The sequence below is a fragment of the Variovorax sp. 05T418 genome, assembly GCF_056396385.1.
The window spans coordinates 147727-170070 of the sequence record NZ_JBFTLJ010000010.1 but is presented as its reverse complement, the minus strand read 5'-3'; the positions used below and the strand labels follow the sequence as shown (position 1 = coordinate 170070).

Genomic DNA, 22344 nt, shown 5'->3' with positions numbered 1-22344 from the left:
TCCCCGCCGGACAATTTGATGATCAGAGGGCAAAAAGATGGCAAACAACTACAAACAGCACGAAGTAGCCAACGGCGTCCCCGTAAAGATGTGGACGAACGGCGTGCCCGTGGAAGACGAGGCGCAGAAGCAGCTCGAGAACGCGGCGCGCCTGCCCATCGTGTTCAAGCACATCGCGGCCATGCCCGACGTGCACTACGGCATCGGCGCCACCGTGGGTTCGGTGATCCCGACCTTCAAGGCCATCATCCCGGCCGCGGTGGGCGTGGACATCGGCTGCGGAATGATGGCGTGCAAGACCACGCTCAACGCGCGCGACCTGCCCGACAACCTGGGTCCGCTGCGCTCGGCCATCGAAAAGGCCGTGCCGCACGGAAGCAACCCCAAGCGCATGGGCCGCGACAAGGGGTCGTGGGAAACGCCGCCCGACGAAACCGACGCCGCCTGGGCCCAGCTGGTGGATGAGTTCGACCTGATCTGCGAGGACTACCCGCGCATCAGGAACACCAACAACCACAAGCACCTGGGAACGCTGGGTACCGGCAACCACTTCATCGAGGTCTGCCTCGACGAGGCGGGCGCCGTGTGGTTCATGCTGCACTCGGGTTCGCGCGGCGTGGGCAATGCCATCGGTACGCACTTCATCGAGCTTGCGAAGAAGGACGCCGAACTGCACCAGCGCAACCTGCCCGACCAGGACCTGGCGTACTTCGAGGAAGGCGCCAAGTACTTCGGCGACTATGTGCGCGCGGTGGGCTGGGCCCAGAAGTTCGCGCGCGCCAACCGCGAGGTGATGATGCAGCGCGTGGTCGCGGCCGCGCGCAAGGTGATTGCCAAGCCTTTCGAGGCGCACGTGGAAGCGGTGAACTGCCACCACAACTACGTGAGCCGCGAGACGCACTTCGGCGAAGAGGTGCTCGTCACGCGCAAGGGCGCGGTGAGCGCCAAGGCCGGCGAGCTCGGGATCATTCCCGGCAGCATGGGCGCCAAGAGCTACATCGTGCGCGGCAAGGGCAACCCCGAGAGCTTCATGAGCTGCAGCCACGGCGCCGGTCGAAAGATGAGCCGCACCAAGGCGAAGAAGCTCTTCACCATCGCCGACCAGATCGCCGCGACCGAAGGCGTGGAATGCCGCAAGGACGCCGACGTGATCGACGAGATCCCGATGGCCTACAAGGACATCGACGCGGTGATGGAGGCGCAGAAGGACCTGGTGGAGGTGGTCTACACGCTCAAGCAGGTGGTGTGCGTGAAGGGATAACCCATGAAAAGCAACAAGCAACGCCGCTCCGAAATCAAGGCACATCGGCTCGAACGCGCCGCGCGCAGGTTGGCCGAGCAGCGGCTGCCCGCCGGCGCGCGGCCCGTGAGCGGTGCCGGCCTGGTGGTCGCCGATACGGCGCTGCTGGCCGCGCACAACAATACCTACGGACCCTTGCCCACGTTCTACGTGGACAAGGCCTTCACCTGCCGCGACTGCGGCGCCGACGAAGTGTGGACGGCCAAGCAGCAGAAGTGGTGGTACGAGGTGGCGCTGGGCAACATCAACAGCACGGCGGTGCGCTGCCGTGCCTGCCGGCTCGCAAGGCGCGCGCTTTCGCGCTCCGGCGCGGCCGTGGTCGCCGCGCAGCAAGGAGGCCGCCCATGATCGAACTCGACGGTTCGCAAGGCGAGGGCGGCGGGCAGATCCTGCGCACCAGCCTGGCGCTTTCGGTGGCCACGGGCCAGCCAGTGGCCATCGAGAAGATTCGCGCAGGCCGCGCCAAGCCGGGCCTGATGCGCCAGCACCTGGCCTGCGTGAATGCAGCGGCACAGATCAGTGGCGCGCAGGTCGAAGGGGCCGAGCTCGGATCGCAGTCGCTGCGCTTCGTGCCGGGGCCGGTGCGCGCGGGCGACTACCGCTTCGCGATTGCCAGCGCGGGCAGCTGCATGCTGGTGTTGCAGACGGTGCTGCCGCCGCTGCTGCTGGCCGGTGCGCCGAGCCATCTGCATCTGAGCGGCGGCACGCACAACCCGATGGCGCCGCCTTTCCACTTCCTGGAGCGCGCATTCGCACCGCTGGTGCGCCGCCTGGGCGCGGACCTGCAGCTGGTGCTGCGCCGCTGCGGCTTCTATCCGGCCGGCGGCGGGGAGGTCGAAGCGGCCATCGTGCCGGCGGCCGATGGGCTGCGGCCCTTCGATTTGATGGGCCGCGGCGCGCTGCTGTCGAGCCATGCGGAGTGCCTGGCGCCGGGGCTTGCGCGCCACATTGCCGTGCGCGAACTGGAGACGCTGGGCAAGGCCATGGGCTGGTCCGGCGAGCAGCTGCGCACCGCAGCGGCGCGCCAGAACGAAGGCCCCGGCAACGCGCTGCTTGCCACGCTGGCGCACGAGCATGTCACCGAGGTCTTCACGGCTTTCGGCGAAAAGTCGCTGAGCGCCGAGCAGGTGGCGCACGGCCTGGTGAAGGAGCTGCGCGAATTCCAGAAAAGCCAGGCGGCCGTGGGCCCGCACCTGGCCGATCAGCTGGCCCTGCTGCTGGGCCTGGCGGCATGGCAGAGCGGCCGCGGCGGCGCCTTCACCTGCAGCGAAGTGACCGAGCACACGCGCACCAACTGCGCGGTGATCGAGCGCTTCCTGCCGGTGCGCTATGCCATCGCGCAAGCGCCGGGCGCGGCCACCGTGACGGTGGCGCCGGCCTGAAGCGCACCGCGTTAATCAGCGGCTGCTAGTCGCAGCAGATCACCGCAATCGGCTCGGAGCGGCCGCGCACGGCCAGCATTTCGACCTGCCCTCCCGCATGCGCGAAGCCGGCCTGCTGCGCGGCAAACACCGAGACCACCAGGCGCGATGCGGCCGTCTTGGCGTGGTCCTGCAGCCGGCTCGCGGTGTTGACCACCTCGCCGATCGCGGTGAAGGTGGTGGTGTCGAGGTAGCCCACTTCGCCCACGGCCGCGCGTCCGGCGTGCAGGCCCATGCCAAAGTCCAGCTGGTGGCCGAACTGGGCTTCGAAGCCCTCGCTCCACGCGTCCATGCGTTGGCCGATGAGTTCGGTCGCGCGCAGCGCCTGCCGGCATGCGGTGGGCAGGTCGGTGTCGAGCCCGAAGATCGCCATCACGCTGTCGCCGATGAATTGGTTCGGCACGCCGCCGCATTCGCGCACCGCGGCGCCCACGGTGGCGAAGTAGCGGTCGAGCACATAGGCCAGGTCGAAGGGCCATTGCCCCTCCGCCAACCCCGACCAGCGCCGCAGGTCCACGAACAGGATGGCCACGTCGCGCTCGCGGCCGAAGCTGCTGGCCGGCGCCGGCTGCCTTCCGTGGCTTGCCGGTGCGAACAGCGGGATGACCTCGATGTCGCCTCGCGGGCGCAGCTGGCAGGCCAGCCGCACGCCGCCCGGGGCGCGCACGCGGTCGAGCGTTCGCTGCTCGTCGCGGTCGGGCGGGTCCGTGTGCTGTGCGGGGCCGAGCACGCGCACGCGGCAGGTCGAGCAGCGCGCCCGCCCGCCGCACACCGAGAGATGGGCGATGCCATGCGAGCGGCTCGCTTCCAGCACGCTCCAGCCGCGCGGCACGTGCACCGTGCGGCCGGGATAGCGCAGCGCGATCGACGCCCCCCGCGCGCGGCGCGCAAACCAGTTGCGCGCCGCATAGGCCGCCAGCAGGGCAGCGAGGCCGAGCGCATAGAAGAACTTGATGCGGCCCTCCGCCGTGTCGAGCGCACGGCCCTCGGCCGGAGTTGGCAGCACCGCAGGCGGCACGCCGGTCCACTGGAACTCGCGCCCCATCGAGATGAAGCCCATCATTGCCGTGAGCGGCAGCACCACGGCAATGGCCAGCAGCAGATAGGAAAGACGGCGGTAGGCCGGCCGCGCCCGCAGCGCGAAGTGGATGCCGAGGCAGCCATGGGCCCAGGCCGCAAGCAGCATCGTGAACTGCGCGCCGGCACCCGGCAGGCTCCACAGGCCGGCGACCACGCGCACATAGGAGCCCTCGATGCCGTAGGCCAGGTAGGCGCCGCGCATGGCGGTCAGGTGGGTGGCCAGCAGCAGCGGCAGCGCAAAACCCAACAGCACGCGCAGGCCCTCGAGCGGCGGCATGCGCAGCGTGCGGCGCTCCCACAGCGCGGCCACCGCCAGCGCCAGGTGCGCGCCGGCCGCGCCGTACAGCAGCAGCGTGCCCGGCAGGCTGTGCCAGAAGAGCTGCACATTGCGCAGCACCGCCTCGGCCGCCGCAAAGGACGCGATGCCCAGCGAATGGTTCAGCAGGTGCGCCGTGACATAGGCCATCAGCACCAGTCCGCTCGTCCATCGGAGGTTGCGCCGGGTTGGCGGTTTCGGCAGCCGGGCGATGGGTGGGGAGCGTCTGTCCATGAATGGCTTCGAAGGGCACCCGAGCATAATGCGCGCGCCCCTCTTCACCGGCATGGCCCTCACTCCAGACATTCCCCGTTCCAGCCTCGCGCTGCGCCGCATCGCGCTGTTCGAAGGCTTGCCAGACCAGCGGCTCGACCTGCTTGCGCAGCAATGCCTGTGGCACAGCGTCGAGGCCGGCAAACCCCTGCTGCTGCGGGCCGAACAGCAGCAGGGCGAGGTGTTCCTGCTGGTCTCGGGCCGGGTCCGCGTGACCACCTATGCGGCCAACGGTCGGCAGGTGACTTTCAGGGATTCGGAGGCCGGCGAGCATTTCGGCGACATTGCCGCCATCGACGGCGGGCCGCGTTCGGCCGACGTGGTCACGCTGCTGCCGAGCGTGCTGGCCAGCCTCGACCGCGCCGCCTTCCTGAGCCTGCTGCGCGAGGAGCCGCTGGTGGCCGAGCGCGTGATGCAGCGGCTGGCGTCATTGGTGCGCCAGCTGTCGGAGCGCGTGATCGACCTGAGCACGCTGGGGGTCCAGAACCGGCTGCATGCCGAGCTGCTGCGCCTTGCGCGGGCCGCGGGCGTGGCGCACAACCAGGCCCGGCTGGAGCCGGCGCCCAGGCACGCGGCGCTGGCGAGCCAGATCAGCACCAACCGCGAGCAGGTGACCCGCGAGCTCAACGTGCTGGCGCGCAGCGGCGTGCTTCAGAAGGACGGCAAGGCTTTGCGGGTGGCCGACGTCGCCCGGCTCGAGGCGATGGTTTCGCAGGTCAGGGGCGACGCCGGCTGAGCCGGCCGAGGCTCAGTTCCAGCGGCCGCGCAGCCCGCCCAGGCTGAAGCGGCCCGCGCCCAGCAGCACCACGGCGAGCGCGCCGAACAGGTACAGGCCCTGCAGCTCGAGCGCCCAGCCGCCTTGCTTGGTCAGCGCGAACAGGTCGGCCATGTGCACCAGGCCGAAGGCCGCAAGCATGTTGATGACCACCACGCCGGCGGCGGCGCGGGTCCAGAAGCCGGCGATCATGAGGAGCGGCGCCACGATCTCGCCCACGTACACCAGGTAGGCCAGCCCGCCCGGCAGCCCGGCTTTCATCAGCATCGCGTTCACGAAGCCCACGCCGGCCGAGATCTTGAAGATGCCGTGCAGCAGCACGAGCACGCCGATCGCCAGGCGCAGCAGCAGCTTGCCGGAGTCGTCGCGGGCGGCGGGCGTGGCAAGGAACGACGAGGAAGAAGACGCCGAAGCGGCGGAGGCGATGGAGGCAGCCCGGGTGTTCATGGCGAATCCTTGAGAAAAAATGGGAGGGAGTCGCCGCGCAGTGCGGCGGTTGCGCTTCCAGTGTGCGCAGCTGCCGCACCCCGGTATGTGCGTTTACGCACAATTTCCGAGGGCAACCCATGGCCGGCGCCATCCTGCTACGCTCGGGCGGCCCGCTACCCGGTACTCAGCGGGCTTTTTTCTGCGCCGCTTCCTTCCCCATGGTCTTTCCCCTCATCACCGATCCGCATTTCTATGCGGTGGCCGTTCCCGCCGTGCTGCTGCTGGGCATCAGCAAGAGCGGCTTCGGCGCCGGCTTCGGTTCGCTGGCGGTGCCGCTGATGGCGCTGGCGGTCACCGTGCCGCAGGCCGCGGCCATCCTGATGCCGCTGCTGCTCTTGATGGACCTGCTCGGCCTGGCCGCCTTCCGCAACGACTTCGACCGCGCGCTGCTCAAGTTCCTGATTCCCTTCGGGCTGCTCGGCACGGTGATCGGCACGCTGCTTTTCCGCACGCTCTCGGCCCACACGGTGGCCGGCATCGTCGGCGTGTTCACGCTCTTGTTCCTGGCGCAGCGGCTGGTGTTTCCGCCCAAGCCGGACGATCCGCTGCCCTCGCGCGCGGTGGGTGCAGCGCTCACCGCGGTCTCGGGGTTCACCAGCTTCATCGCGCATGCCGGCGGGCCGCCGATCAATGCCTATGTGATTCCGCTGCGGCTCAAGCCGGTGGTGTTCACCGCCACCATGGCGTACTTCTTCTTCGTGGTGAACTTGAGCAAGTGGATTCCCTACGCATGGCTCGGCCTGATCGACCTGCGCACGCTGGCCACTTCGGCGGCGCTGATGCCGCTGGCGCCGCTCGGCGTGTGGGTGGGCATCCGCATTGCCCGGCGCATCGACGCGGCGTGGTTCTATCGCTTCGTGTATCTGGGCATGCTGCTGACCGGCCTCAAGCTCGTCTACGACGGATTCTTCGCCTGAGGCCGGTCTCGGGGTCTCGGGTCAGAACTCGACGATCGACTTGAACCCGCCGAAGATCATCCGCTTGCCATCGAACGGCAAGGTCTTGGGGTCCATCGCGGCAAGGCGCGGGTCGGCCATCACCTTGGCATTGACCGCGTCGCGGTGCTTGCGCGACTTGTAGACGATCCACGAGAACGCCACGGTCTCGTCGGCCTTCTGCTTCACGCTCTGCGGAAAAGACGTGAACTTGCCGGGCTTCACATCGTCCGCCACGCATTCCACGTATTCGAGCGCGCCGTACTCCATCCAGATCTTGCCGGCCTTGCGCGCCAGCTTGCGGTAGGCCTCGACGTTGTTCGAGGGAATGGGAACGATGAAGCCATCGACATAGCGAGCCATTGGAAGTCTCCTTGAGATAAACGGAAGAAAGGAAAGAAAAAGGGGCCGCCCGGCGGGCGGACCCTCAGGACGCCGCCGCACGGTTGGCCGTGCCTGCGGATGCCGCGGACCCCTTGCTGTTGTTGTCTTCGTTGTTCTGGGTGGACCCTGGCGATGCGGTGCGAAGCAGCACGGCCCCGAGCAGCCCCGCCACGGCCGCGAACACGGCGCCGATCAGGAACGCGAGGTTGTAGCCGCCGGTGAGCGCGAGCGCCAGCTTTGCGCCGGCCGCCTCCATCGACGCGGTGCGCGCGACGGCCGCGCTGGCCAGCACCGCCAGCCCGAGCGCGCCACCCATCATGAAGGCCGTATTGACCACGCCCGAGGCCAGGCCCGACTCGGTCGGGCTCACCTCGCTCATGGCCGCGAGCAGCAGCGGGTTCAGCGCCATGCCCGCCCCCAGGCCGAGCAGCAGCATGCCCGGCAGCACGTCGACCACGAAGCTGCCGTTCACCGGCGCCCGCGCAAACAGCGCCAGCCCGATGGCCGCGAGCCACAGCCCCACGGACAGCGGCCGGCGAATGCCGAAGCGCATCACCAGCCTGGCCGAGATGCCCAGCGAGAACAGCGCCATGATCAGGTTGGCCGGCAGGAACGCCAGGCCGATCTGCATCGGCGTGTAGCCCAGCACCAGCTGCATGTAGAGCGCGGAAATGAAGAACCACGCGAACATGGCCGCCGCCCACAGCACGCCCACCACGTTGGAGACCGACACGCTGCGCAGCCGGAACAGGCCGAGCGGCATCAGCGGATGCTGCACCCGGGCCTCGATGGCGATGAAGAGCGCCATCAGCACCACTGCCGCGCCCAAAAGGCCGAGCGTCTGCGCCGACTGCCAGCCGGCCTCGTTGCCGTTGACGATGGCATACACCGCGAGCATCAGCGACAGCGTCACCGCCACGGCGCCGGCCACGTCGAGCTTCTCGCCATGGGCATGGCCGCGGGCCGAGGGCAGCAGCGCGAGGCACAGCGCATACACGGCCACGCCGATCGGCAGGTTCACCAGGAAGATCCAGTGCCAGCTCAGCGTGCTCGTGAGCAGCCCGCCCAGCAGCACGCCGATGCTGCCGCCGCCCGCGCAGACGAAGCCGTAGACGCCCATCGCCTTGGCGCGGTCGGCCGGCTCGGTGAAGATGTTCATGATCAGCGAGAGCGCCACCGCCGAGACCACCGCGCCGCCCAGCCCCTGCACCGCGCGCGCCGCGACCAGCAGCGCCTGCGAGTTGGCGAGGCCGCAGGCCAGCGAGGCCAGCGTGAACAGCACGAGTCCGATCAGGAAGAGCCTGCGGTGGCCGTACAGGTCGCCCAGCCGCCCGCCCAGCAGCAGGAAGCCGCCGAAGGTCAGCATGTAGGCATTCACCACCCAGACCAGCGAGGTCTCGGTGAAGCCGAGGTCGGTGCGGATCGAGGGCAGCGCCACGTTCACGATCGTGGTGTCGAGAACGATCATCAGCACGCCCAGGCACAGCACCATCAGTGCGAGCCAGCGCTTGCGGTTGTTGTCGAGTGTGTCGGTCATGAAGAACGGTTCCTGCAAATTGCGTGTGAGGTGATTTCAGACCAGCGGCTTGCCGCCGTTGATGAGCCAGGGCGTGCCGAAGCGGTCGGTCACCATGCCGAAGCCCTCGACCCAGAAGGTCTTCTCGAAGGGCATGGAGACGGTGCCGCCCTCGGCAAAGGCGTCGAACACGCGGCGCGCTTCGGCGACGGTCTCGAGGGTCAGCGCAACGCCGAAGCCTTTCATGCCTTCGTAGGCCTGGCCGGGCATGGCGTCGGAGGCCATCAGCATGCCGTCGCCGTAGGCCAGCGACGCATGCATGATGCGATTCTTGGCCTCGGCCGGCATCTGCTCGGTACCGGGCGCTTCGCCGACGGTCATCATCATCTGCATGGTGCCGCCGAGCGTCTTCTCGTAGAAGCGCATGGCCTCGGCCGCGTTGCCGTCGAACGTCAGGTAGGCGTGGATGGGAGACATGGTGTTTCCTTTCGGGGGTTATTTTTCGGAGGCCGTCTTGAGGTTGGCAAGGCCGGTTTCGAAGTCCTTGCCGATCATCTGGTCCATGTTGAAGAAGATGCCCATGAGCTTTGCGACGTAGGGGCTCGGGCCGTGCATGGCCCAGGTCACCTGTGTCGCGCCGTCCTGCGGCTGCAGCGTGAACTCGGCCATGTTGCGGGCTTCGAAGGGCTTGATGAAATCGAGCCGGATCGCGATCCTCGAAGCCGGCGTGGACTCGGCGATTTCCATGCGGCCCGCGCCCGCCTTGTCGTTGCCTTCCCACGCGTAGGTCGTGCCCCGGCCGGCGGGTGCCCCGCCGAAAGCGCGCTTCATGCCCGGGTCCAGCTTCTCGTAGGGCGACCACTCGCCCCAGCGGTGGAAGTCGTTGATCAGCGGAAAGATCTTCTCGGCCGGCGCCGCGATGCGCGCCGTGCGCTCGACGCGAAAGCTGCCGGGGCGGACGGCGGCGTAGATGAGCACGATCGCGATCAGCGCGAGGATGGCGAGGGCGATTTTCTTGAGCATGAAGGTATTCCTGGAGCGGGAGCGGGCGTCGCGGCGACGGGTTACTGGCCGGCGTGCACCACCAGCAGCCAGCCCACGCCGAAACGGTCGGTGAGCATGCCGAAGCTGGAGCTGAAGAAGGTCGGGATCAGCGGCTGCATCACCTGGCCGCCGTCGGCCAGCGCATCGAACCACTGGCGCGCCTGGGCGTCGGTGGCGGCGGTGAGGGCCAGCATGATGCCCTTGAACTCCGGCTGGCCCGAGCACCGGCCGTCGGAGGCCATCAGCTCGGTTTCGCCGATGCACACCACCGCGTGCATCACCTTGTCGGCCGCCGGCGCGCCGCCGCCGCAGCTGGCGTCGGCATCGGACGAGGGCGGCATCTGCGGCGCCTCGCTGTAGCGCATGAGCTGCACGACTTCGGCGCCGAGCGCCTTCTTGTAGAACGCGAGCGCTTCGTCGCAGCGGCCTTCGAACGACAGATAGGACTGGACTTTCATGGCGTTTCCTTTGGACTGAGGATGAAAGGATGCGCAGAGACCTGCGCGCATACGGAATAACTAAGTTTGTGTACACCGTCCACAAAGAATAGCAGACATAATGGACACTGTCCACATGGAGATTCCTGATGAGCCCCCGCATCGTCCCGCCAGCCCCGAGCCCGCCCGCGGCCCGCAGCACCTACCGCCATGGCGACCTGCGCCGCGCGCTGCTCGACGCTGGGATCGAACTGGCGCGCGACGGCGGCCCCGATGCGGTGGCGCTGCGCGAGGTGACGCGCCGCGCGGGCGTGGTGCCCAATGCGGCCTACCGCCATTTCGCGAGCCGGCGGGAGCTGCTGCTGGCGGTGCGCGCGGCCGCGCTGTCGGCGGCGGCCAGTGCGATGGAAAAGGAGCTGGCGGTGCTGCCCTGCGACCAGCCGCCCGTCGACTTCGCGCGGGCGCAGGTGCGGGCCATCGGCACCGGCTACCTGCGCTTTGCCCAGGCCGAGCCGGGCCTGTTCCGCACCGCTTTCGTGGTGTCGTCGGAAGACGCCGAAGGCGAGGTGGGGCCGGGAAAGGAGGGGGCCAGCGGCAAGGATCCGTTCCAGCTGCTGGGCGCGGCGATCGACCGGCTCGTGGAAGCAGGTGCGCTCGACCCTTCGCACCGCCCCAATGCCGAATACCTGGCCTGGTCGGCCGTGCACGGCCTGGCGCTGCTGATCATCGAAGGACCGCTCAAGGGCCTGGACGCGCAATCCAGCCATGCGCTGGGGCAGCGGCTGATCGACATGGTGGAGCGGGGGCTTTAGCCTGGGTGGCCCCGGCTACAGGTAGATCTTCTGCAGCAGCCGGATCAGCGTTTCGCGCTCGCGCACCGTGAGCCGGGCGCTGGCGTCGGCCTCGAGCTGCGTCACGGTCTGCTCGGCCTCGCGAATCAGCTTTTCTCCGGCCTCGGTGAGGTGCAGGCCCACCGCGCGGCCATCGTGCGGATGCGGGCGGCGCTCGATGAGTCCGCGGCTGTCGAGCGTGGCGACCAGGCTCACCAGGTTGGGCGGCAGGATGTCGAGCGTGTTGCACAGCTGGCGCGAGGTGGCGCCCGGGTTGTGCGCCAGCAGCGACAGCACCGAGAAGTCGATCTGCTTGAGGCCGTACGGCGCCATGCGGTCGGCGAACACGCTGCTCACGATGAGCCAGGCGCGGCGTGCGTTGTAGCCGACCAGGGCTTCCAGCATGCGGGCGTCGAGCCGCTCCGATTTGCCGTTTGGCGCTGCGGCCGGCTCTGCCTTGGCGGGACTGTTCTTGGATGGACGGGGCATGGCCCGAGCGTAACTCGTGGCCGGCCCGACCGGGCTTCCGTCAGCGCGCGGCGGCCGGGGTTTTTGCGGCGTGGTGCGTCATGGCGACACCTTCGCAGGCGCGCTTGACGATGGCCAGCCGCATGTCGAATTCGGGCAGCACCCAGCGCCGCAGCGCGGCCGCCGGGCCGGCCCTGGCGGCGCGCTCGGCCTCCGGCGCCTCGGCCGCATCGATGCGCGCCCAGGCCCAGGCCAGCATCGCGAGCATCACGGCGCGCAGGTAATCGTCGGCCACTTCGTAGGGCAGCACGGGGTTGGCCTGCGCGGCCATCGCGATGGTGGTGCCCAGGTAGCGCAGCTGCGCGAGCCGGCGCTGCACGTCGGCATCGGCGTCGCGCGAGGCGTCGAGCGTGTCGCGCAGTTCGAGCAGCACGGCCGACATGGCGGCGCCGCCGTCGGGCAGCACCTTGCGCACCAGCAGGTCGATGGCCTGGATCTCGTTGGTGCCCTCGTAGATCATGGTCACGCGCGCGTCGCGCACGATCTGCTCGATGCCCCATTCGCGCACGTAGCCGTGGCCGCCGAACACCTGCAGGCATTCGCTCGCGCCATGGAAGGCCTGCTGCGTGCACGCGGCCTTGAGCACGGGCGTGACCAGCGAGCACCAGCGCTGCGCGCGTTCGCGCGCCTTGGCATCGGCATCGTGCGCGGCCACGTCGAGCATCAGCGCGCTGCGGTAGGCGAGCGTGCGCGCGCCGTCGATCCAGGCGCGCTGGGTGTCGAGGATGCGGCGGATCGCGGGATGCTCGGCGATCAGGTCCGCGGCCTCGCTGCCGCGGCTGGCGGGCACGGCGCCGGGCGCGCGCATCTGGCGGCGCTCGGCCGCATAGGCGTCGGCCTTCTGCCAGGCGGCGTCGAGCAGGCCGATGCCCTGCAGCGCCACATGCAGGCGCGCCGCATTCATCATCACGAACATCGCGGCCAGGCCGCGGCCCGGCTCGCCGACCAGCCAGCCGGTGGCGTCGTCGAAGCGCATCGTGCAGGTGGGGCTGCCGTGCAGGCCCATCTTCTCCTCGATGCGCTCGCAGTGCACCGCATTGCGCGTGCCGTCCGGCAGCAGCTTGGGCACGAGCACCAGCGACAGGCCCTTGGGGCCGGCGGGCGCCTGTACTTCCGATCCATGCATGCGGCACAGCACCAGGTGCACGATGTTGGGCGTGAGGTCGTGCTCGCCGCCCGAGATGAAGATCTTGCCGCCGTTCACGCGCAGGCTGCCGTCGGCCTGCGCCGTGGCGCGCGTGCGCACCTGGCCCAGGTCGCTGCCCGCATGGGCTTCGGTCAGGCACATGGTGGCGAGCCATTCGCCGGTGGCGATCTTCGAGAGGTAGAGCGCCTTCAGTTCGTCGCTGCCGTGGTGCTTGAGGCAGGCATAGGCGCCGTGCAGCAGGCCCGGTGCCATCGTGAGGCCATGGTTCGCCGCGCTCAGCCATTCGTAGAGGATGGCCTCGAGCACGGTCGGCAGTCCCTGGCCGCCGTCTTCAGGCGCGGCCGACAAGCCGGGCCAGCCGCCATCGACGAAGGCCTGGTAGGCCGCGCGGAAGCCGGGCGGCGTGGCGACCTCGCCGTTGGCGAAGCGGCAGCCGGTCTCGTCGCCGCCGCGGTTGATGGGCGCCACTGCCTCGGCCACGAAGCGCGCCGCTTCCTCGAGCACCTGCTGCTGCAGCGCTTCGTCGACCTCGGCGAAGGGCGCGAGGGCGCGCAGCTTCGAAGGTGCGTCGAGCACCGCGTTCAGGATGAAGCGGCTGTCTTCGGGGCGGGGGCGGTAATCCATGGGTGCGTCAGGACTCGGCGGTGAAGCCGATCTTCTTGACCAGCGGACCCCAGCGCTCGTATTCGGACTGGAGCGATTTCTTCATGTCCTCGGGCGAGGAACCGTGGGCCACCAGGCCGACCGACAGCAGGCCCTCGGCCACGGCCTTGTCCTTGAGCGCGGCCTGGATCGCCGTGCTCGCGGTGGCAATGACGGCGGCGGGCGTCTTGGCCGGCGCGAAGAAGCCGAACCATTCGTCGGCCACGATCTCCGGAAAGCCCTGTTCGGTGAAGGTGGGCACGTCGGGCAGGTAGGCCGCGCGCTGCGCGCCCGAGGTGGCGAGCACGCGCAGCTTGCCGGCCTTGGCGAAGGGCAGGTAGTCGCCGACAGGCGTCATGCTCGAGGCGATCTGCCCGCCCACCACATCGTTGATGGCCGGCAGCGAGCCGCGGTAGGGAACGTGGCGCAGGTCGGTGCCGGTGTTCAGGCCCAGCAGCGCGCCCAGGAAGTGCGGCGTGGAGCCCGCGCCCGGCGAGCCGTAGCTGGCCTGGCCGGGGTTGGCCTTGGCCCAGGCGATGTAGTCCTTCAGCGTCTTCACGCTGGCCGGCACCATCGGGCCGACGGCCAGGCCGTGCGTCATCACGGCGCCGATGGACACCGGCGCGAAATCGGCAAGGCTGTAGCTCAGCTTGGTGTAGATGTGCGGGTAGGTCGAAAGCGCCGAGGCCTGCGCGAGGCACAGCACCGAGCCGTCGGCCGGCGAGCCCTTGAGCGTGTCGAGCGCAATGCGCCCGCCCGCGCCGGGCTTGTTCTCGACCACCGCGTTGATCTTCGAATAGGGCGTGTCGCCCAGCTTCTCGGCCACCCGGCGCGCCACGCTGTCGCCCGCGCTGCCGGCCGGAAAGCCGTAGTAGATCTTGGCCTGCTGCACGGCCTGGGCGAGTGCGGCAAGCGGATGCAGGGCGCCGAGCGCGGCTGCGCCGCCGAGTGCCTGCACGAATTGGCGTCTGTTGGTCATGGTGTTGTCTCCTTGCCTTGCGGGGCTCTCTCTGTTTGCTGGGGCTGAAAATCAGCGCGGCGCCATGCGCAGGGCGCCGTCGAGGCGGATCACTTCGCCGTTGAGGTGGCCATTGGTCACGATGTGGCAGGCCAGCTCGGCAAATTCCGAAGGCTTGCCCAGGCGCGGCGGAAACGGGATCGACGCGGCCAGCGATTGCTGCACGGCTTCGGGCAGTTCCATCAAAAGCGGCGTGGCAAAGAGGCCCGGCGCCACGGTGCAGACGCGGATCGCGTGCTGCGCGAGGTCGCGCGCCATCGGCAGCGTCATGCCCACGAGGCCGCCCTTGGAGGCGCTGTAGGCCTGCTGGCCCACCTGGCCGTCGAAGGCCGCAACGGAGGCGGTGAAGAGCATCACGCCCTTCTCACCGTTGTCCAAAGCATCGAGCTTGGCGCAGCGTGCCGCAAAGAGGCGCGCCATGTTGTAGCCGCCGACCAGGTTGATGTTGACCACGCGCACGAAGTCTTCGAGCGGCGCGGGGTTGCCGTCCTTGCCGACGATGCGCTTGGCGCTGCCGATGCCGGCCACGTTCATCAGGATGCGCGCGGGGCCGTGCGCGGCCGCGGCCTTGTCGAGCGCGGCATTGACGCTCTCGGTGTCGGTGATGTCGCAGACGCACGCGACGCCGCCGATCTCCGCGGCCACCTTCTGGGCGAGCTCCGCATTGCGGTCGAGCACCGCCACCTTGGCGCCCAGGCGCGCGAGTTCGCGCGCGGTGGCTTCGCCCAGGCCCGATGCGCCGCCGGTCACGAGTGCGGCTTGTCCTTCGATCTTCATGGTGTATGTCTCCTCGGGTGGTGGTTCAGCGGGGCTTCAGGGTGAAGGGCAGGGTGTCGGCATGCAGCGCCTCGACGAGCTCGGCGCGGTGCTTGAGCACGGCGCGCTGGTTGATGGAGCCCTTGTCGGTCACTTCGCCCTTGTCGATGGAAGGCGGCTCGGCCATCAGGTGCAGCCGCGCGATGCGATTGGCGCTGCCGGTGCCCATGGCCGCCAGCGCATTGGCCACCTGCTGGAAGTGCGCCTGCACCGGCGCGCTTTCGAGCACCTGCTGCATCGATGCGCCTTCGGGCAGGCCGGCCAGCTCCCGCACCTTCTGCGTCGGAAAGACCAGCGCGCCGACTTCCTTCAGGTTGATGCCGGTCAGCACCGCGTCCTGCACGTAGGGCGCGCCGGCCGCGATGATCTTGGCGCGCAGCGGACCCACGCTCACGAAGGTGCCGGTGGCGAGCTTGAAGTCTTCGGCGATGCGGCCGTCGAAGCGCAGCCCGCGGTGGATGTTCGACTCGTCGATCCACTTCACCGCGTCGCCGGTCGAGAAGAAGCCCTCGTCGTCGAAGGCCTCGGCCGTGGCCTCGGGCGCGCGCCAGTAGCCGGGCGTGATGTTGGGGCCGCGGTAGCGCACCTCGGTCTTGCCGTCGACCTCGATCAGCTTGAGCTCGATGCCGGCCGCGGGCAGGCCCACGTCGCCCGACTTGACCTCGGGCCCCGTGACGTAGAGCGCGAACGGACCCGATTCGGTCATGCCGAGGCCCGTGCCCATCACGATGCGCTCGCCGACTTCGGACTCCTGCGTCTTGTGCAGGCTGTCCCACACAGGCTGCGAGAGCGCGGCGCCCGAGTAGAAGAACATCTTCACGCGCGACAGCAAGTTGCGGCGCAGCACCGCATCGGTTTCCATGGCGTGCGCGATGGCCTCGAAGCCGGTCGGCACGTTGAAGTAGATGGTGGGCGCGATCTCGCGCAGGTTGCGCAGGGTCTCGGCCATGCCGCCGGGCGTGGGCTTGCCGTCGTCGATGTAGAGCGTGCCGCCGTTGTCCAGCACGATGCCCACGTTGTGGTTGCCGCCGAAGGTGTGGTTCCAGGGCAGCCAGTCGACCAGCACCGGCGGCTCCTCGCCCAGGGCGGGAATCGACTGGCGCAGCTGCTGCTGGTTGGCGCACCACATGCGGTGCGTGTTGATCACCGCCTTGGGCATCTTGGTGGAGCCCGAGGTGAAGAGGAACTTGGTGATGGTGTCGGGGCCGGTCGCGCGCATCGCGGCATCGATGGCGGGCGTGGCCGGCGTGGCGGCCAGCGCATCGAACGCGGTGGCGTCGCGGCCTTCGATCGCGCCTTCGGCGATCACGACTTCGGTGCCGGCGGGCACGGCGGCGGCAATGGCGCGGCCGAAGCGCGCGGCATCGGCGGCGAACACCAGGCCGGGCGTGAGCGTGTCCAGCACATGGCGCAGCTTCTCGAAGTCCTGGCTCACGATCGAGTAGGGCGGCGACACCGGGCAGTACGGCACGCCCGCATAGAGGCAGCCGAGTGCCATCAGCGCATGTTCGATGCCGTTCTCGCTGAGGATCGCGACCGGGCGCTCCGCATCCAGCCCACGGTCGAGCAGGGCCTGGCCGATGCTGCGCGCCTTCTGCAGCGCCTCGGCGTAGCTCACGCGCTGCCAGTCGCCGGTGCTGCCGTCGGCCAGCCGTTCGCGGCGGGCGATGAAGGTGCGCTCGGGCGCCTGCTCGGCCCAGTGCGCGAGGCGGTCGGTCATGCGGTCGCGGTAGGGCGCGAGCGGCGTCTCGGCCTTCAGGTACTGCGTGCCCGGCGCGCCTTCGCGCAGCACGGCGCGCGTGACGCCGAAGGCCAGCGGACGGTATCGGATGGTGGTCATTCCTTGCTCACCTTGGCGCCGCGGCCTTCGAGGAAGTCGCGCACGCGCGCCTTGGCCTCGGGCGCGTTCTGCACGATGCCGGACATCAGCGCCTCGGTGAAGAAGCCGTGGTCGGCCGACTGCTCGGCAATGCGCGGCAGCGCATGCATCAGCGCGTAGTTGGTCAGCGGCGCATTGGTGGCCACGCGCTTGGCAAGTTCGAAGGCCTTGTCGAAGGCCGCGCCTTCGTCGACCAGGTACTGCGCGAAGTTGGCGCGCTCGCCGTCCTCGGCGTTGTAGACGCGGCCGGTCATCATCATGTCGGTCATGCGCGCCACGCCGATCAGCTTGGGAATGCGCACCGAGCCGCCGCCGCCCACGAAGATGCCGCGCGAGCCTTCGGGCAGCGCGTAGAAGGTGGAGCGGTCGGCCACGCGGATGTGGCAGGCGCTCGCCAGCTCGAGGCCGCCGCCCACCACCGCGCCGTGCAGCGCCGCGATCACCGGCACCGGGCCGTGCTGGATCAGGTCGAGCGCGCCGTGCCACAGCCGCGAGTGCTGCATGCCCTGGCCCGCGTCGCGCTCCTTCAGCTCGCTCAGGTCGAGGCCGGCGCAGAAGTGCGGGCCTTCGCCATCGAGCACCGCGGCGCGCACCGTGGAAGGCAGCGTCTCGAAGGTGTTGCGCAGCGCGAGGATCAGGCTGTCCGAGAGCGCGTTGCGCTTGGCGCCGCGCGTCAGGCGGACGATGGCCACGTCGTCGCGGATGTCGAGTTGGAGGTCGGGATTGGTCATGATTGCATTCGTGTGTGAGTTGGATTATGGTTATGATAAATAATCAATTCAAGGCACTTGAGACCCCCGATCCCTAGGGACTTACCCGTACTGGAGACAACGACATGGACCACCAGAACCTGATCGCCATCGACATCCACACCCACGCCGAAGTGAGCTGCTGGAACCCCTTCGACAACTACGGCGAGGAATACGACCGCGCCGCCGACAAGTACTTCGGCTCCAGCGGCCGGCCCACCATTGCCGAGAGCGTGGCCTACTACCGCGAACGCAGGATCGGGCTGGTGATGTTCATGGTCGATGCCGAATCGAACATGGGCCGCCGCCGCATCCCGAACGAGGAAATCGCCGAAGCCGCGCAGAAGAACAGCGACATGATGATCGCCTTCGCGAGCATCGATCCGCACAAGGGCAAGATGGGCGCGCGCGAGGCGCGGCGCCTGATTGAAGAGCACGGCGTGAAGGGCTTCAAGTTCCACCCGACGGTGCAGGCCTTCCACCCCTACGACAAGATGGCCTGGCCGCTGTACGAGGTGATTGCCGAGCACAAGCTGCCGGCCATCTTCCACACCGGCCACAGCGGCATCGGCTCGGGCATGCGCTGCGGCGGGGGGCTCAGGCTGGAGTACAGCAACCCGATGCACCTGGACGACGTGGCCATCGACTTTCCCGACATGCAGATCGTGATGGCGCACCCCAGCTTTCCCTGGCAGGACGAGGCGCTGAGCGTGGCCACGCACAAGCCCAACGTCTGGATCGACCTGTCGGGCTGGAGCCCCAAGTACTTTCCGAAGCAGCTGGTGCAGTACGCCAACACGCTGCTGAAGGACCGCATCCTGTTCGGCAGCGACTATCCGCTGATCACGCCCGACCGCTGGATGAAGGACTTCGAGGCGGCCGGCTTCAAGCCCGAGGTGATGCCGGGCATCCTGAAGGGCAATGCGGTCAGGCTGCTGAAGCTGGAGGACTGAGCGCCAGTAGGCGGCGCCCAGCGCGGGCTACGCGTCCGCCTCTTCCTTTTCCTCGATCAGGTCCCAGTCGAGGCCCGAGCGGCGCTGCCGTTCCTCGCGTTCGCGCGCCATCTGTTCCTCGAACTGCTGGCGGCCGGCCTTGCTGGCCGCGATCAGCTGGGCGCGGTCCTTGTAGTGCGGGTACATCTCGTCGCTGAGCTTGAGGTTCCGGCGGCGAAAGCGCATGGCCGATTCGCGCGCCTCGTGCGCCGGCCAGCCCAGCGCCTCGAGCGCGGTGCGCGCGCTGCGCAGCGACGACTCGAACACTTCGCGCTCCGCGTCCGTCACGCCGCGGTCGCGCAGCTGGAACAGGTGGTTCACGTTGCGCGCCCGCGCGATGATGCGGGCCTTCGGAAAGTGCTCCTTCACGAGATCGACGATCTCCAGCGACTGCTCGATGTCGTCCACCGCCACCACGATGGCCTTGGCCGTGCCGGCGCCCGCGGTGCGCAGCAGGTCCAGCCGCGTCGCGTCGCCGTAGAACACGCGAAAGCCGAACTGGCGCAGGCCCTCCACGGTGTCGGCGTCGTGGTCGAGCACCGTCACGCGCAGGCCCTGCGATATCAGCATGCGGCCCACGATCTGGCCGTAGCGCCCGAAGCCGCAGATCAGCACCTTGGCGTCCTGCTGCTCCGAAATTTCTTCCAGCTGCGTGCCGTTGCTGCGGCTGTAGCGCGGCAGCACGAACTTGTCGAGCAGCACCAGCAGGAGCGGCGACAGCAGCATCGACAGCGCCACCGCGCCGATCAGGAGCGAGGTGGTCTCGGGCGGCAGTACGTCGGGGCCCGCGGCCTGGAACACCACGAACGCGAACTCGCCGCCTTGCGCCAGCAGCAGCGTGAACACCGGCCGCTCCTGGTAGGCCAGGCCCATGGCCTTGGCCAGCGCGTAGATCACGGCCAGCTTGATGGCCATGAAGCCGACCACCAGCAGCGCCATCAGCCCCGGGCTCGCGATCAGCACGCCGAAGTTGATCGACATGCCCACGGCAATGAAGAACAGGCCCAGCAGCAGGCCCTTGAAGGGCTCGATGTCGGTCTCGAGCTCGCGCCGGTATTCGCTCTCGGCCAGCAGCACGCCGGCAAGGAAGGCGCCCAGCGCCATCGACAGGCCCACGAACTGCATCAGCGCGGCGATGGCCACCACCAGGAGCAGCGCCGCGGCGGTGAAGATCTCGGGCGTGTTGCTGCGCGCGATCCAGCGCAGCAGCGGACGCAGGGCCAGCCGGCCGCCGAGGATGATGCCGGCGATCACGCCGACGATCTTCAGGCCCTCGAGCGTGCGGTCCAGCCCGCTGAGCGACTGCTCGGCCGCCGTGGCGCCGGCCAAGAGCGGCAGCAGCGCGAGGATCGGAATGGCCGCCACGTCCTGGAACAGCAGGATCGAGAAGCCCGCCTGGCCGCTCGGGGTCTTCAGCAGGTTGCGTTCGCCCAGCACCTGCAGCGCGATGGCGGTGGAAGACAGCGCCAGGCCGAGCGCCGCCACCAGCGCCACCCGCCACGCCACGCCCGCGGCAAAGCCGACGGCAAACAGCACCGCGGCGCAGCTCAGCACCTGCGCGGTGCCCCAGCCGAAGATCGGCCGGCGCAGGTTCCACAGGCGCTTGGGTTCGAGCTCCAGGCCCACGAGGAACAGCATCAGCACCACGCCGAACTCGGCGAAATGCAGCACGTCCTCCACGCTGGAGACGAGCCCGAGCCCCCACGGGCCGATCGCGATGCCGGCCACGAGGTAGCCGATGATGGAGCCCAGGCCCAGCGCCTTGGACAGCGGCACCACCAGCACGGCGGCGCCCAGGTAGATCAGGCTGTTGGTCAGCCAGGCGGGTGCGTGTTCCATGCTCAGGCCATGCCTTTTTCGTCGTTCTGTTCATCGTTGGCGGCAGACGCCGCCTCGTCCAGGCCATCGGCTTCGGCCGGGCGGTCGGTTTCGGGCACCGGGCAGGCCACGCAGGCGTCGAGCTCCTCGAGCTCGGGCCATTGCGGGTAGCTGCCGAGCCGCTGGGCGAACACCTCGACGTGTGCCGCCACCTCGTCCTCCGCGGCGCTGCGCGCGCCGTGCAAGACCAGCGGCGGCAGGAAGCGCATGCCGCACAGCGCCGCGGTCTGCTCGTAGGGCGGCAGGAAGGCGTCGAAGAAATAGCGGTGGTAGCTCTGGGGGTGGTAGCTCGCCTCGGGGCTTCCCGTGGTGGCGACCAGCCAGCAGTCCTTGCCCTGCAGGGCCGTGCCGCCGGGGCCGTAGGCCCATCCGTAGCTGAGCACGTCGTCGAGCCAGAGTTTTTGCAGCGCCGGCATCGAATACCACTGGATCGGGTGCAGCAGCACCACCAGGCGGGCCCTGGCGAGCCGGGCGTGTTCGGCCTCGACGTCGATCGAGAAGTCCGGGTAGCTGCCGTAGATGTCGTTGACATCGACCCCCGGCACGCCGCGCGCGGCGGCCAGCATGCGCCGGTTCACGCGCGAGTCGCGCCAGTGCGGATGGGCCGCGAGCACGTAGATGCCGCCGGTGTCGCCGGCGGCCGATGTTGTTGTCGTCATGCCGCGAACATAGCGCAGGTTTGGCGCTTGCCGGGGCCGAACGCATCCCGTGTCGCTACGATGCGGAGGTTTCCAGCTCTGGAGGAGATGCTATGCCGGTGGTTCTGGTCGCCAATCCCAAGGGTGGCGTGGGCAAATCGACGCTCGCAACCAACATTGCGGGCTACTTTGCGAGCCGCGGCCATGCGGTGATGCTGGGCGACGTGGACCGCCAGCAGTCCTCGCGCCTCTGGCTGGGCCTGCGCCCGCCGCAGGCGCGGGCCATCGCCACCTGGGAAGCCACCGGCGACAGCGCCGTGGTGCGGCCGCCGCGCGGCACCACGCATGCGGTGCTCGACACCCCCGCAGGCCTGCACGGCTGGCGCTTCAAGGAGGTGCTGGCGCTGGCCGACCGGGTGATCGTGCCGCTGCAGCCGAGCATCTTCGACATCTACGCCACGCGCGACTTCCTCGACCGGCTGAAGGAGCAGCGCCGCGCCGAAAAGACGAAGATCAGCCTCGTGGGCATGCGCGTGAACGCCCGCACCCTGGCGGCCGACCGGCTGCACGAGTTCATCGCCAGCCTTGGCGTGCCGGTACTGGGCGAGCTGCGCGACACCCAGAACTACGTGCAGCTCGCGGCGCGCGGGCTCACGCTGTTCGACATCGCGCCGGGCCGGGTGCAGCGCGACCTGGCGCAGTGGCAGCCGATCTGCGACTGGCTCGAAGGCTGAGGATCGCGGCTGTCGCAAGGCCGACAGCCGCGCCGCCGGCCTTCGCGCCAGAATGCCCCGCATGACCAAAAAGACATTCCAGACGCTTCAGGATCTTGCGGCCTGCGTCGGCCAGGAAGTTGCCGTGAGCGACTGGATCACCATCACGCAAGCGCAGGTGAACCAGTTCGCCGAGGCCACGGGCGACCACCAGTGGATCCATGTCGACGTCGAGCGCGCCAAGGCCGGGCCCTTCGGCGGGCCGATCGCCCATGGCTTCCTCACGCTGTCGCTGCTGCCGCGCTTCTTCGAGGCGGCGCTCGATGTGGTCGAGTCGCGCATGGGCGTGAACTACGGGCTGAACCGGGTGCGCTTCATGTCGCCGGTGCCGGTGGGCAAGCGGCTGCGCGCGCGCATGAAGCTGCTCACGGCGGAGCCGATCGCCGACGACGGCATCCAGATGACCTGGGAAGCCACGATCGAGCTCGAAGGCGCGGCCAAGCCGGCCTGCGTGGCCGAATCGGTGGTGCGCCGCTACCGCTGA

General features: G+C 69.0%; 24 protein-coding genes. 9 read left to right on the top strand and 15 right to left on the bottom strand.

Features of this window, described 5'->3' with window-relative positions; genetic code table 11:
• The first annotated feature begins 37 nt into the window (after nucleotides 1-37).
• The 3 genes from AC1DMS_RS20760 to rtcA are packed head-to-tail and all read left to right on the top strand — an operon-like array spanning nucleotide 38 to nucleotide 2682.
• Nucleotides 38-1261: an RtcB family protein gene (locus tag AC1DMS_RS20760; RefSeq protein WP_478181712.1), complete on the top strand. Its 1224-nt coding sequence runs from the start codon at nucleotides 38-40 to the stop codon at nucleotides 1259-1261.
• A 3-nt stretch (nucleotides 1262-1264) separates the two neighbouring features.
• Nucleotides 1265-1648, top strand: coding sequence for a zinc-ribbon domain containing protein (locus tag AC1DMS_RS20755; RefSeq protein WP_436036889.1), 384 nt, complete (start codon nucleotides 1265-1267; stop codon nucleotides 1646-1648).
• The gene (gene rtcA, locus AC1DMS_RS20750) at nucleotides 1645-2682 is read left to right on the top strand and encodes an RNA 3'-terminal phosphate cyclase (protein WP_418146038.1); all 1038 of its coding nucleotides are present in this window, start codon (nucleotides 1645-1647) and stop codon (nucleotides 2680-2682) included. The genes AC1DMS_RS20755 and rtcA overlap by 4 nt, the downstream gene beginning before the upstream one ends.
• 25 nt (nucleotides 2683-2707) lie before the next feature.
• Here rtcA and AC1DMS_RS20745 read toward each other — a convergent pair whose 3' ends face one another.
• Nucleotides 2708-4351 (bottom strand): adenylate/guanylate cyclase domain-containing protein, encoded by a 1644-nt coding sequence (locus AC1DMS_RS20745; RefSeq protein WP_478181711.1) that lies wholly within the window; start codon nucleotides 4349-4351, stop codon nucleotides 2708-2710.
• Nucleotides 4352-4379: 28 nt separating this feature from the next.
• On the opposite strand from AC1DMS_RS20745, the gene AC1DMS_RS20740 reads away from it, so the two are divergent.
• A complete protein-coding gene (locus AC1DMS_RS20740; protein WP_478181710.1) occupies nucleotides 4380-5126 on the top strand; it encodes a Crp/Fnr family transcriptional regulator in 747 nt (248 codons plus the stop codon).
• A 12-nt stretch (nucleotides 5127-5138) separates the two neighbouring features.
• Here the strand turns inward: AC1DMS_RS20740 and AC1DMS_RS20735 are convergent, their stop codons facing one another.
• Nucleotides 5139-5612 (bottom strand): DoxX family protein, encoded by a 474-nt coding sequence (locus AC1DMS_RS20735; protein ID WP_478181709.1) that lies wholly within the window; start codon nucleotides 5610-5612, stop codon nucleotides 5139-5141.
• A gap of 200 nt (nucleotides 5613-5812) precedes the next feature.
• Here AC1DMS_RS20735 and AC1DMS_RS20730 point away from each other — a divergent pair, with 200 nt between their 5' ends.
• Nucleotides 5813-6571: a sulfite exporter TauE/SafE family protein gene (locus AC1DMS_RS20730; protein ID WP_478181708.1), complete on the top strand. Its 759-nt coding sequence runs from the start codon at nucleotides 5813-5815 to the stop codon at nucleotides 6569-6571.
• A 21-nt stretch (nucleotides 6572-6592) separates the two neighbouring features.
• Here the strand turns inward: AC1DMS_RS20730 and AC1DMS_RS20725 are convergent, their stop codons facing one another.
• From AC1DMS_RS20725 to AC1DMS_RS20705, 5 genes are all read right to left on the bottom strand, one after another.
• Nucleotides 6593-6952, bottom strand: coding sequence for a DUF1428 domain-containing protein (locus tag AC1DMS_RS20725; protein ID WP_307595865.1), 360 nt, complete (start codon nucleotides 6950-6952; stop codon nucleotides 6593-6595).
• A gap of 64 nt (nucleotides 6953-7016) precedes the next feature.
• Entirely contained in the window at nucleotides 7017-8510 is a 1494-nt protein-coding gene (locus AC1DMS_RS20720; RefSeq protein WP_307595866.1) for a DHA2 family efflux MFS transporter permease subunit, read from the bottom strand.
• A gap of 36 nt (nucleotides 8511-8546) precedes the next feature.
• Nucleotides 8547-8966: a VOC family protein gene (locus tag AC1DMS_RS20715; RefSeq protein WP_436289677.1), complete on the bottom strand. Its 420-nt coding sequence runs from the start codon at nucleotides 8964-8966 to the stop codon at nucleotides 8547-8549.
• Nucleotides 8967-8984: 18 nt separating this feature from the next.
• On the bottom strand, nucleotides 8985-9512 hold the full coding sequence (locus AC1DMS_RS20710; protein ID WP_062365509.1) for an SRPBCC family protein: 528 nt from the start codon (nucleotides 9510-9512) through the stop codon (nucleotides 8985-8987).
• 41 nt (nucleotides 9513-9553) lie between these two features.
• The gene (locus tag AC1DMS_RS20705) at nucleotides 9554-9991 is read right to left on the bottom strand and encodes a VOC family protein (RefSeq protein WP_062365510.1); all 438 of its coding nucleotides are present in this window, start codon (nucleotides 9989-9991) and stop codon (nucleotides 9554-9556) included.
• A gap of 128 nt (nucleotides 9992-10119) precedes the next feature.
• Between AC1DMS_RS20705 and AC1DMS_RS20700 the strand changes: the two genes are divergently transcribed.
• Nucleotides 10120-10782, top strand: a complete 663-nt coding sequence (locus tag AC1DMS_RS20700) for a TetR/AcrR family transcriptional regulator (RefSeq protein ID WP_062365511.1) — start codon at nucleotides 10120-10122, stop codon at nucleotides 10780-10782.
• 15 nt (nucleotides 10783-10797) lie between these two features.
• Here AC1DMS_RS20700 and AC1DMS_RS20695 read toward each other — a convergent pair whose 3' ends face one another.
• The 6 genes from AC1DMS_RS20695 to AC1DMS_RS20670 are packed head-to-tail and all read right to left on the bottom strand — an operon-like array spanning nucleotide 10798 to nucleotide 17561.
• Nucleotides 10798-11289, bottom strand: coding sequence for a MarR family winged helix-turn-helix transcriptional regulator (locus AC1DMS_RS20695; RefSeq protein ID WP_015867177.1), 492 nt, complete (start codon nucleotides 11287-11289; stop codon nucleotides 10798-10800).
• 40 nt (nucleotides 11290-11329) lie between these two features.
• Nucleotides 11330-13099 carry an acyl-CoA dehydrogenase family protein gene (locus AC1DMS_RS20690; RefSeq protein WP_062365512.1) on the bottom strand — a complete coding sequence of 590 codons (1770 nt, stop codon included), beginning with the start codon at nucleotides 13097-13099 and terminating at the stop codon, nucleotides 11330-11332.
• Nucleotides 13100-13106: 7 nt separating this feature from the next.
• A complete protein-coding gene (locus AC1DMS_RS20685; protein ID WP_018906698.1) occupies nucleotides 13107-14096 on the bottom strand; it encodes a Bug family tripartite tricarboxylate transporter substrate binding protein in 990 nt (329 codons plus the stop codon).
• A gap of 51 nt (nucleotides 14097-14147) precedes the next feature.
• Nucleotides 14148-14912 (bottom strand): SDR family NAD(P)-dependent oxidoreductase, encoded by a 765-nt coding sequence (locus AC1DMS_RS20680; RefSeq protein ID WP_478181707.1) that lies wholly within the window; start codon nucleotides 14910-14912, stop codon nucleotides 14148-14150.
• Nucleotides 14913-14937: 25 nt separating this feature from the next.
• Nucleotides 14938-16791, bottom strand: coding sequence for a feruloyl-CoA synthase (locus tag AC1DMS_RS20675; protein ID WP_478181706.1), 1854 nt, complete (start codon nucleotides 16789-16791; stop codon nucleotides 14938-14940).
• Nucleotides 16788-17561 (bottom strand): crotonase/enoyl-CoA hydratase family protein, encoded by a 774-nt coding sequence (locus tag AC1DMS_RS20670; RefSeq protein WP_018906701.1) that lies wholly within the window; start codon nucleotides 17559-17561, stop codon nucleotides 16788-16790. The genes AC1DMS_RS20675 and AC1DMS_RS20670 overlap by 4 nt, the downstream gene beginning before the upstream one ends.
• Before the next feature lie 104 nt (nucleotides 17562-17665).
• On the opposite strand from AC1DMS_RS20670, the gene AC1DMS_RS20665 reads away from it, so the two are divergent.
• Nucleotides 17666-18532, top strand: coding sequence for an amidohydrolase family protein (locus AC1DMS_RS20665; RefSeq protein WP_478181705.1), 867 nt, complete (start codon nucleotides 17666-17668; stop codon nucleotides 18530-18532).
• Nucleotides 18533-18559: 27 nt separating this feature from the next.
• Here AC1DMS_RS20665 and kefC read toward each other — a convergent pair whose 3' ends face one another.
• The gene (gene kefC, locus AC1DMS_RS20660) at nucleotides 18560-20410 is read right to left on the bottom strand and encodes a glutathione-regulated potassium-efflux system protein KefC (protein ID WP_478181704.1); all 1851 of its coding nucleotides are present in this window, start codon (nucleotides 20408-20410) and stop codon (nucleotides 18560-18562) included.
• Between the two features lie 2 nt (nucleotides 20411-20412).
• Nucleotides 20413-21108, bottom strand: coding sequence for a glutathione-regulated potassium-efflux system oxidoreductase KefF (kefF, locus tag AC1DMS_RS20655; RefSeq protein WP_478181703.1), 696 nt, complete (start codon nucleotides 21106-21108; stop codon nucleotides 20413-20415).
• Between the two features lie 92 nt (nucleotides 21109-21200).
• On the opposite strand from kefF, the gene AC1DMS_RS20650 reads away from it, so the two are divergent.
• Nucleotides 21201-21821 carry a ParA family protein gene (locus AC1DMS_RS20650; RefSeq protein WP_062365515.1) on the top strand — a complete coding sequence of 207 codons (621 nt, stop codon included), beginning with the start codon at nucleotides 21201-21203 and terminating at the stop codon, nucleotides 21819-21821.
• 52 nt (nucleotides 21822-21873) lie between these two features.
• Entirely contained in the window at nucleotides 21874-22344 is a 471-nt protein-coding gene (locus AC1DMS_RS20645) for a MaoC family dehydratase (RefSeq protein ID WP_062365516.1), read from the top strand.

Bases quoted from the DNA above. Each gene is read 5' to 3' on its own strand.
- AC1DMS_RS20760 (WP_478181712.1), top strand. From the start codon at position 38: ATGGCAAACAACTACAAACAGCACGAAGTAGCCAACGGCGTCCCCGTA.
- AC1DMS_RS20755 (WP_436036889.1), top strand. From the start codon at position 1,265: ATGAAAAGCAACAAGCAACGCCGCTCCGAAATCAAGGCACATCGGCTC.
- rtcA (WP_418146038.1), top strand. From the start codon at position 1,645: ATGATCGAACTCGACGGTTCGCAAGGCGAGGGCGGCGGGCAGATCCTG.
- AC1DMS_RS20745 (WP_478181711.1), bottom strand. From the start codon at position 4,351: ATGGACAGACGCTCCCCACCCATCGCCCGGCTGCCGAAACCGCCAACC.
- AC1DMS_RS20740 (WP_478181710.1), top strand. From the start codon at position 4,380: ATGCGCGCGCCCCTCTTCACCGGCATGGCCCTCACTCCAGACATTCCC.
- AC1DMS_RS20735 (WP_478181709.1), bottom strand. From the start codon at position 5,612: ATGAACACCCGGGCTGCCTCCATCGCCTCCGCCGCTTCGGCGTCTTCT.
- AC1DMS_RS20730 (WP_478181708.1), top strand. From the start codon at position 5,813: ATGGTCTTTCCCCTCATCACCGATCCGCATTTCTATGCGGTGGCCGTT.
- AC1DMS_RS20725 (WP_307595865.1), bottom strand. From the start codon at position 6,952: ATGGCTCGCTATGTCGATGGCTTCATCGTTCCCATTCCCTCGAACAAC.
- AC1DMS_RS20720 (WP_307595866.1), bottom strand. From the start codon at position 8,510: ATGACCGACACACTCGACAACAACCGCAAGCGCTGGCTCGCACTGATG.
- AC1DMS_RS20715 (WP_436289677.1), bottom strand. From the start codon at position 8,966: ATGTCTCCCATCCACGCCTACCTGACGTTCGACGGCAACGCGGCCGAG.
- AC1DMS_RS20710 (WP_062365509.1), bottom strand. From the start codon at position 9,512: ATGCTCAAGAAAATCGCCCTCGCCATCCTCGCGCTGATCGCGATCGTG.
- AC1DMS_RS20705 (WP_062365510.1), bottom strand. From the start codon at position 9,991: ATGAAAGTCCAGTCCTATCTGTCGTTCGAAGGCCGCTGCGACGAAGCG.
- AC1DMS_RS20700 (WP_062365511.1), top strand. From the start codon at position 10,120: ATGAGCCCCCGCATCGTCCCGCCAGCCCCGAGCCCGCCCGCGGCCCGC.
- AC1DMS_RS20695 (WP_015867177.1), bottom strand. From the start codon at position 11,289: ATGCCCCGTCCATCCAAGAACAGTCCCGCCAAGGCAGAGCCGGCCGCA.
- AC1DMS_RS20690 (WP_062365512.1), bottom strand. From the start codon at position 13,099: ATGGATTACCGCCCCCGCCCCGAAGACAGCCGCTTCATCCTGAACGCG.
- AC1DMS_RS20685 (WP_018906698.1), bottom strand. From the start codon at position 14,096: ATGACCAACAGACGCCAATTCGTGCAGGCACTCGGCGGCGCAGCCGCG.
- AC1DMS_RS20680 (WP_478181707.1), bottom strand. From the start codon at position 14,912: ATGAAGATCGAAGGACAAGCCGCACTCGTGACCGGCGGCGCATCGGGC.
- AC1DMS_RS20675 (WP_478181706.1), bottom strand. From the start codon at position 16,791: ATGACCACCATCCGATACCGTCCGCTGGCCTTCGGCGTCACGCGCGCC.
- AC1DMS_RS20670 (WP_018906701.1), bottom strand. From the start codon at position 17,561: ATGACCAATCCCGACCTCCAACTCGACATCCGCGACGACGTGGCCATC.
- AC1DMS_RS20665 (WP_478181705.1), top strand. From the start codon at position 17,666: ATGGACCACCAGAACCTGATCGCCATCGACATCCACACCCACGCCGAA.
- kefC (WP_478181704.1), bottom strand. From the start codon at position 20,410: ATGGAACACGCACCCGCCTGGCTGACCAACAGCCTGATCTACCTGGGC.
- kefF (WP_478181703.1), bottom strand. From the start codon at position 21,108: ATGACGACAACAACATCGGCCGCCGGCGACACCGGCGGCATCTACGTG.
- AC1DMS_RS20650 (WP_062365515.1), top strand. From the start codon at position 21,201: ATGCCGGTGGTTCTGGTCGCCAATCCCAAGGGTGGCGTGGGCAAATCG.
- AC1DMS_RS20645 (WP_062365516.1), top strand. From the start codon at position 21,874: ATGCCCCGCATGACCAAAAAGACATTCCAGACGCTTCAGGATCTTGCG.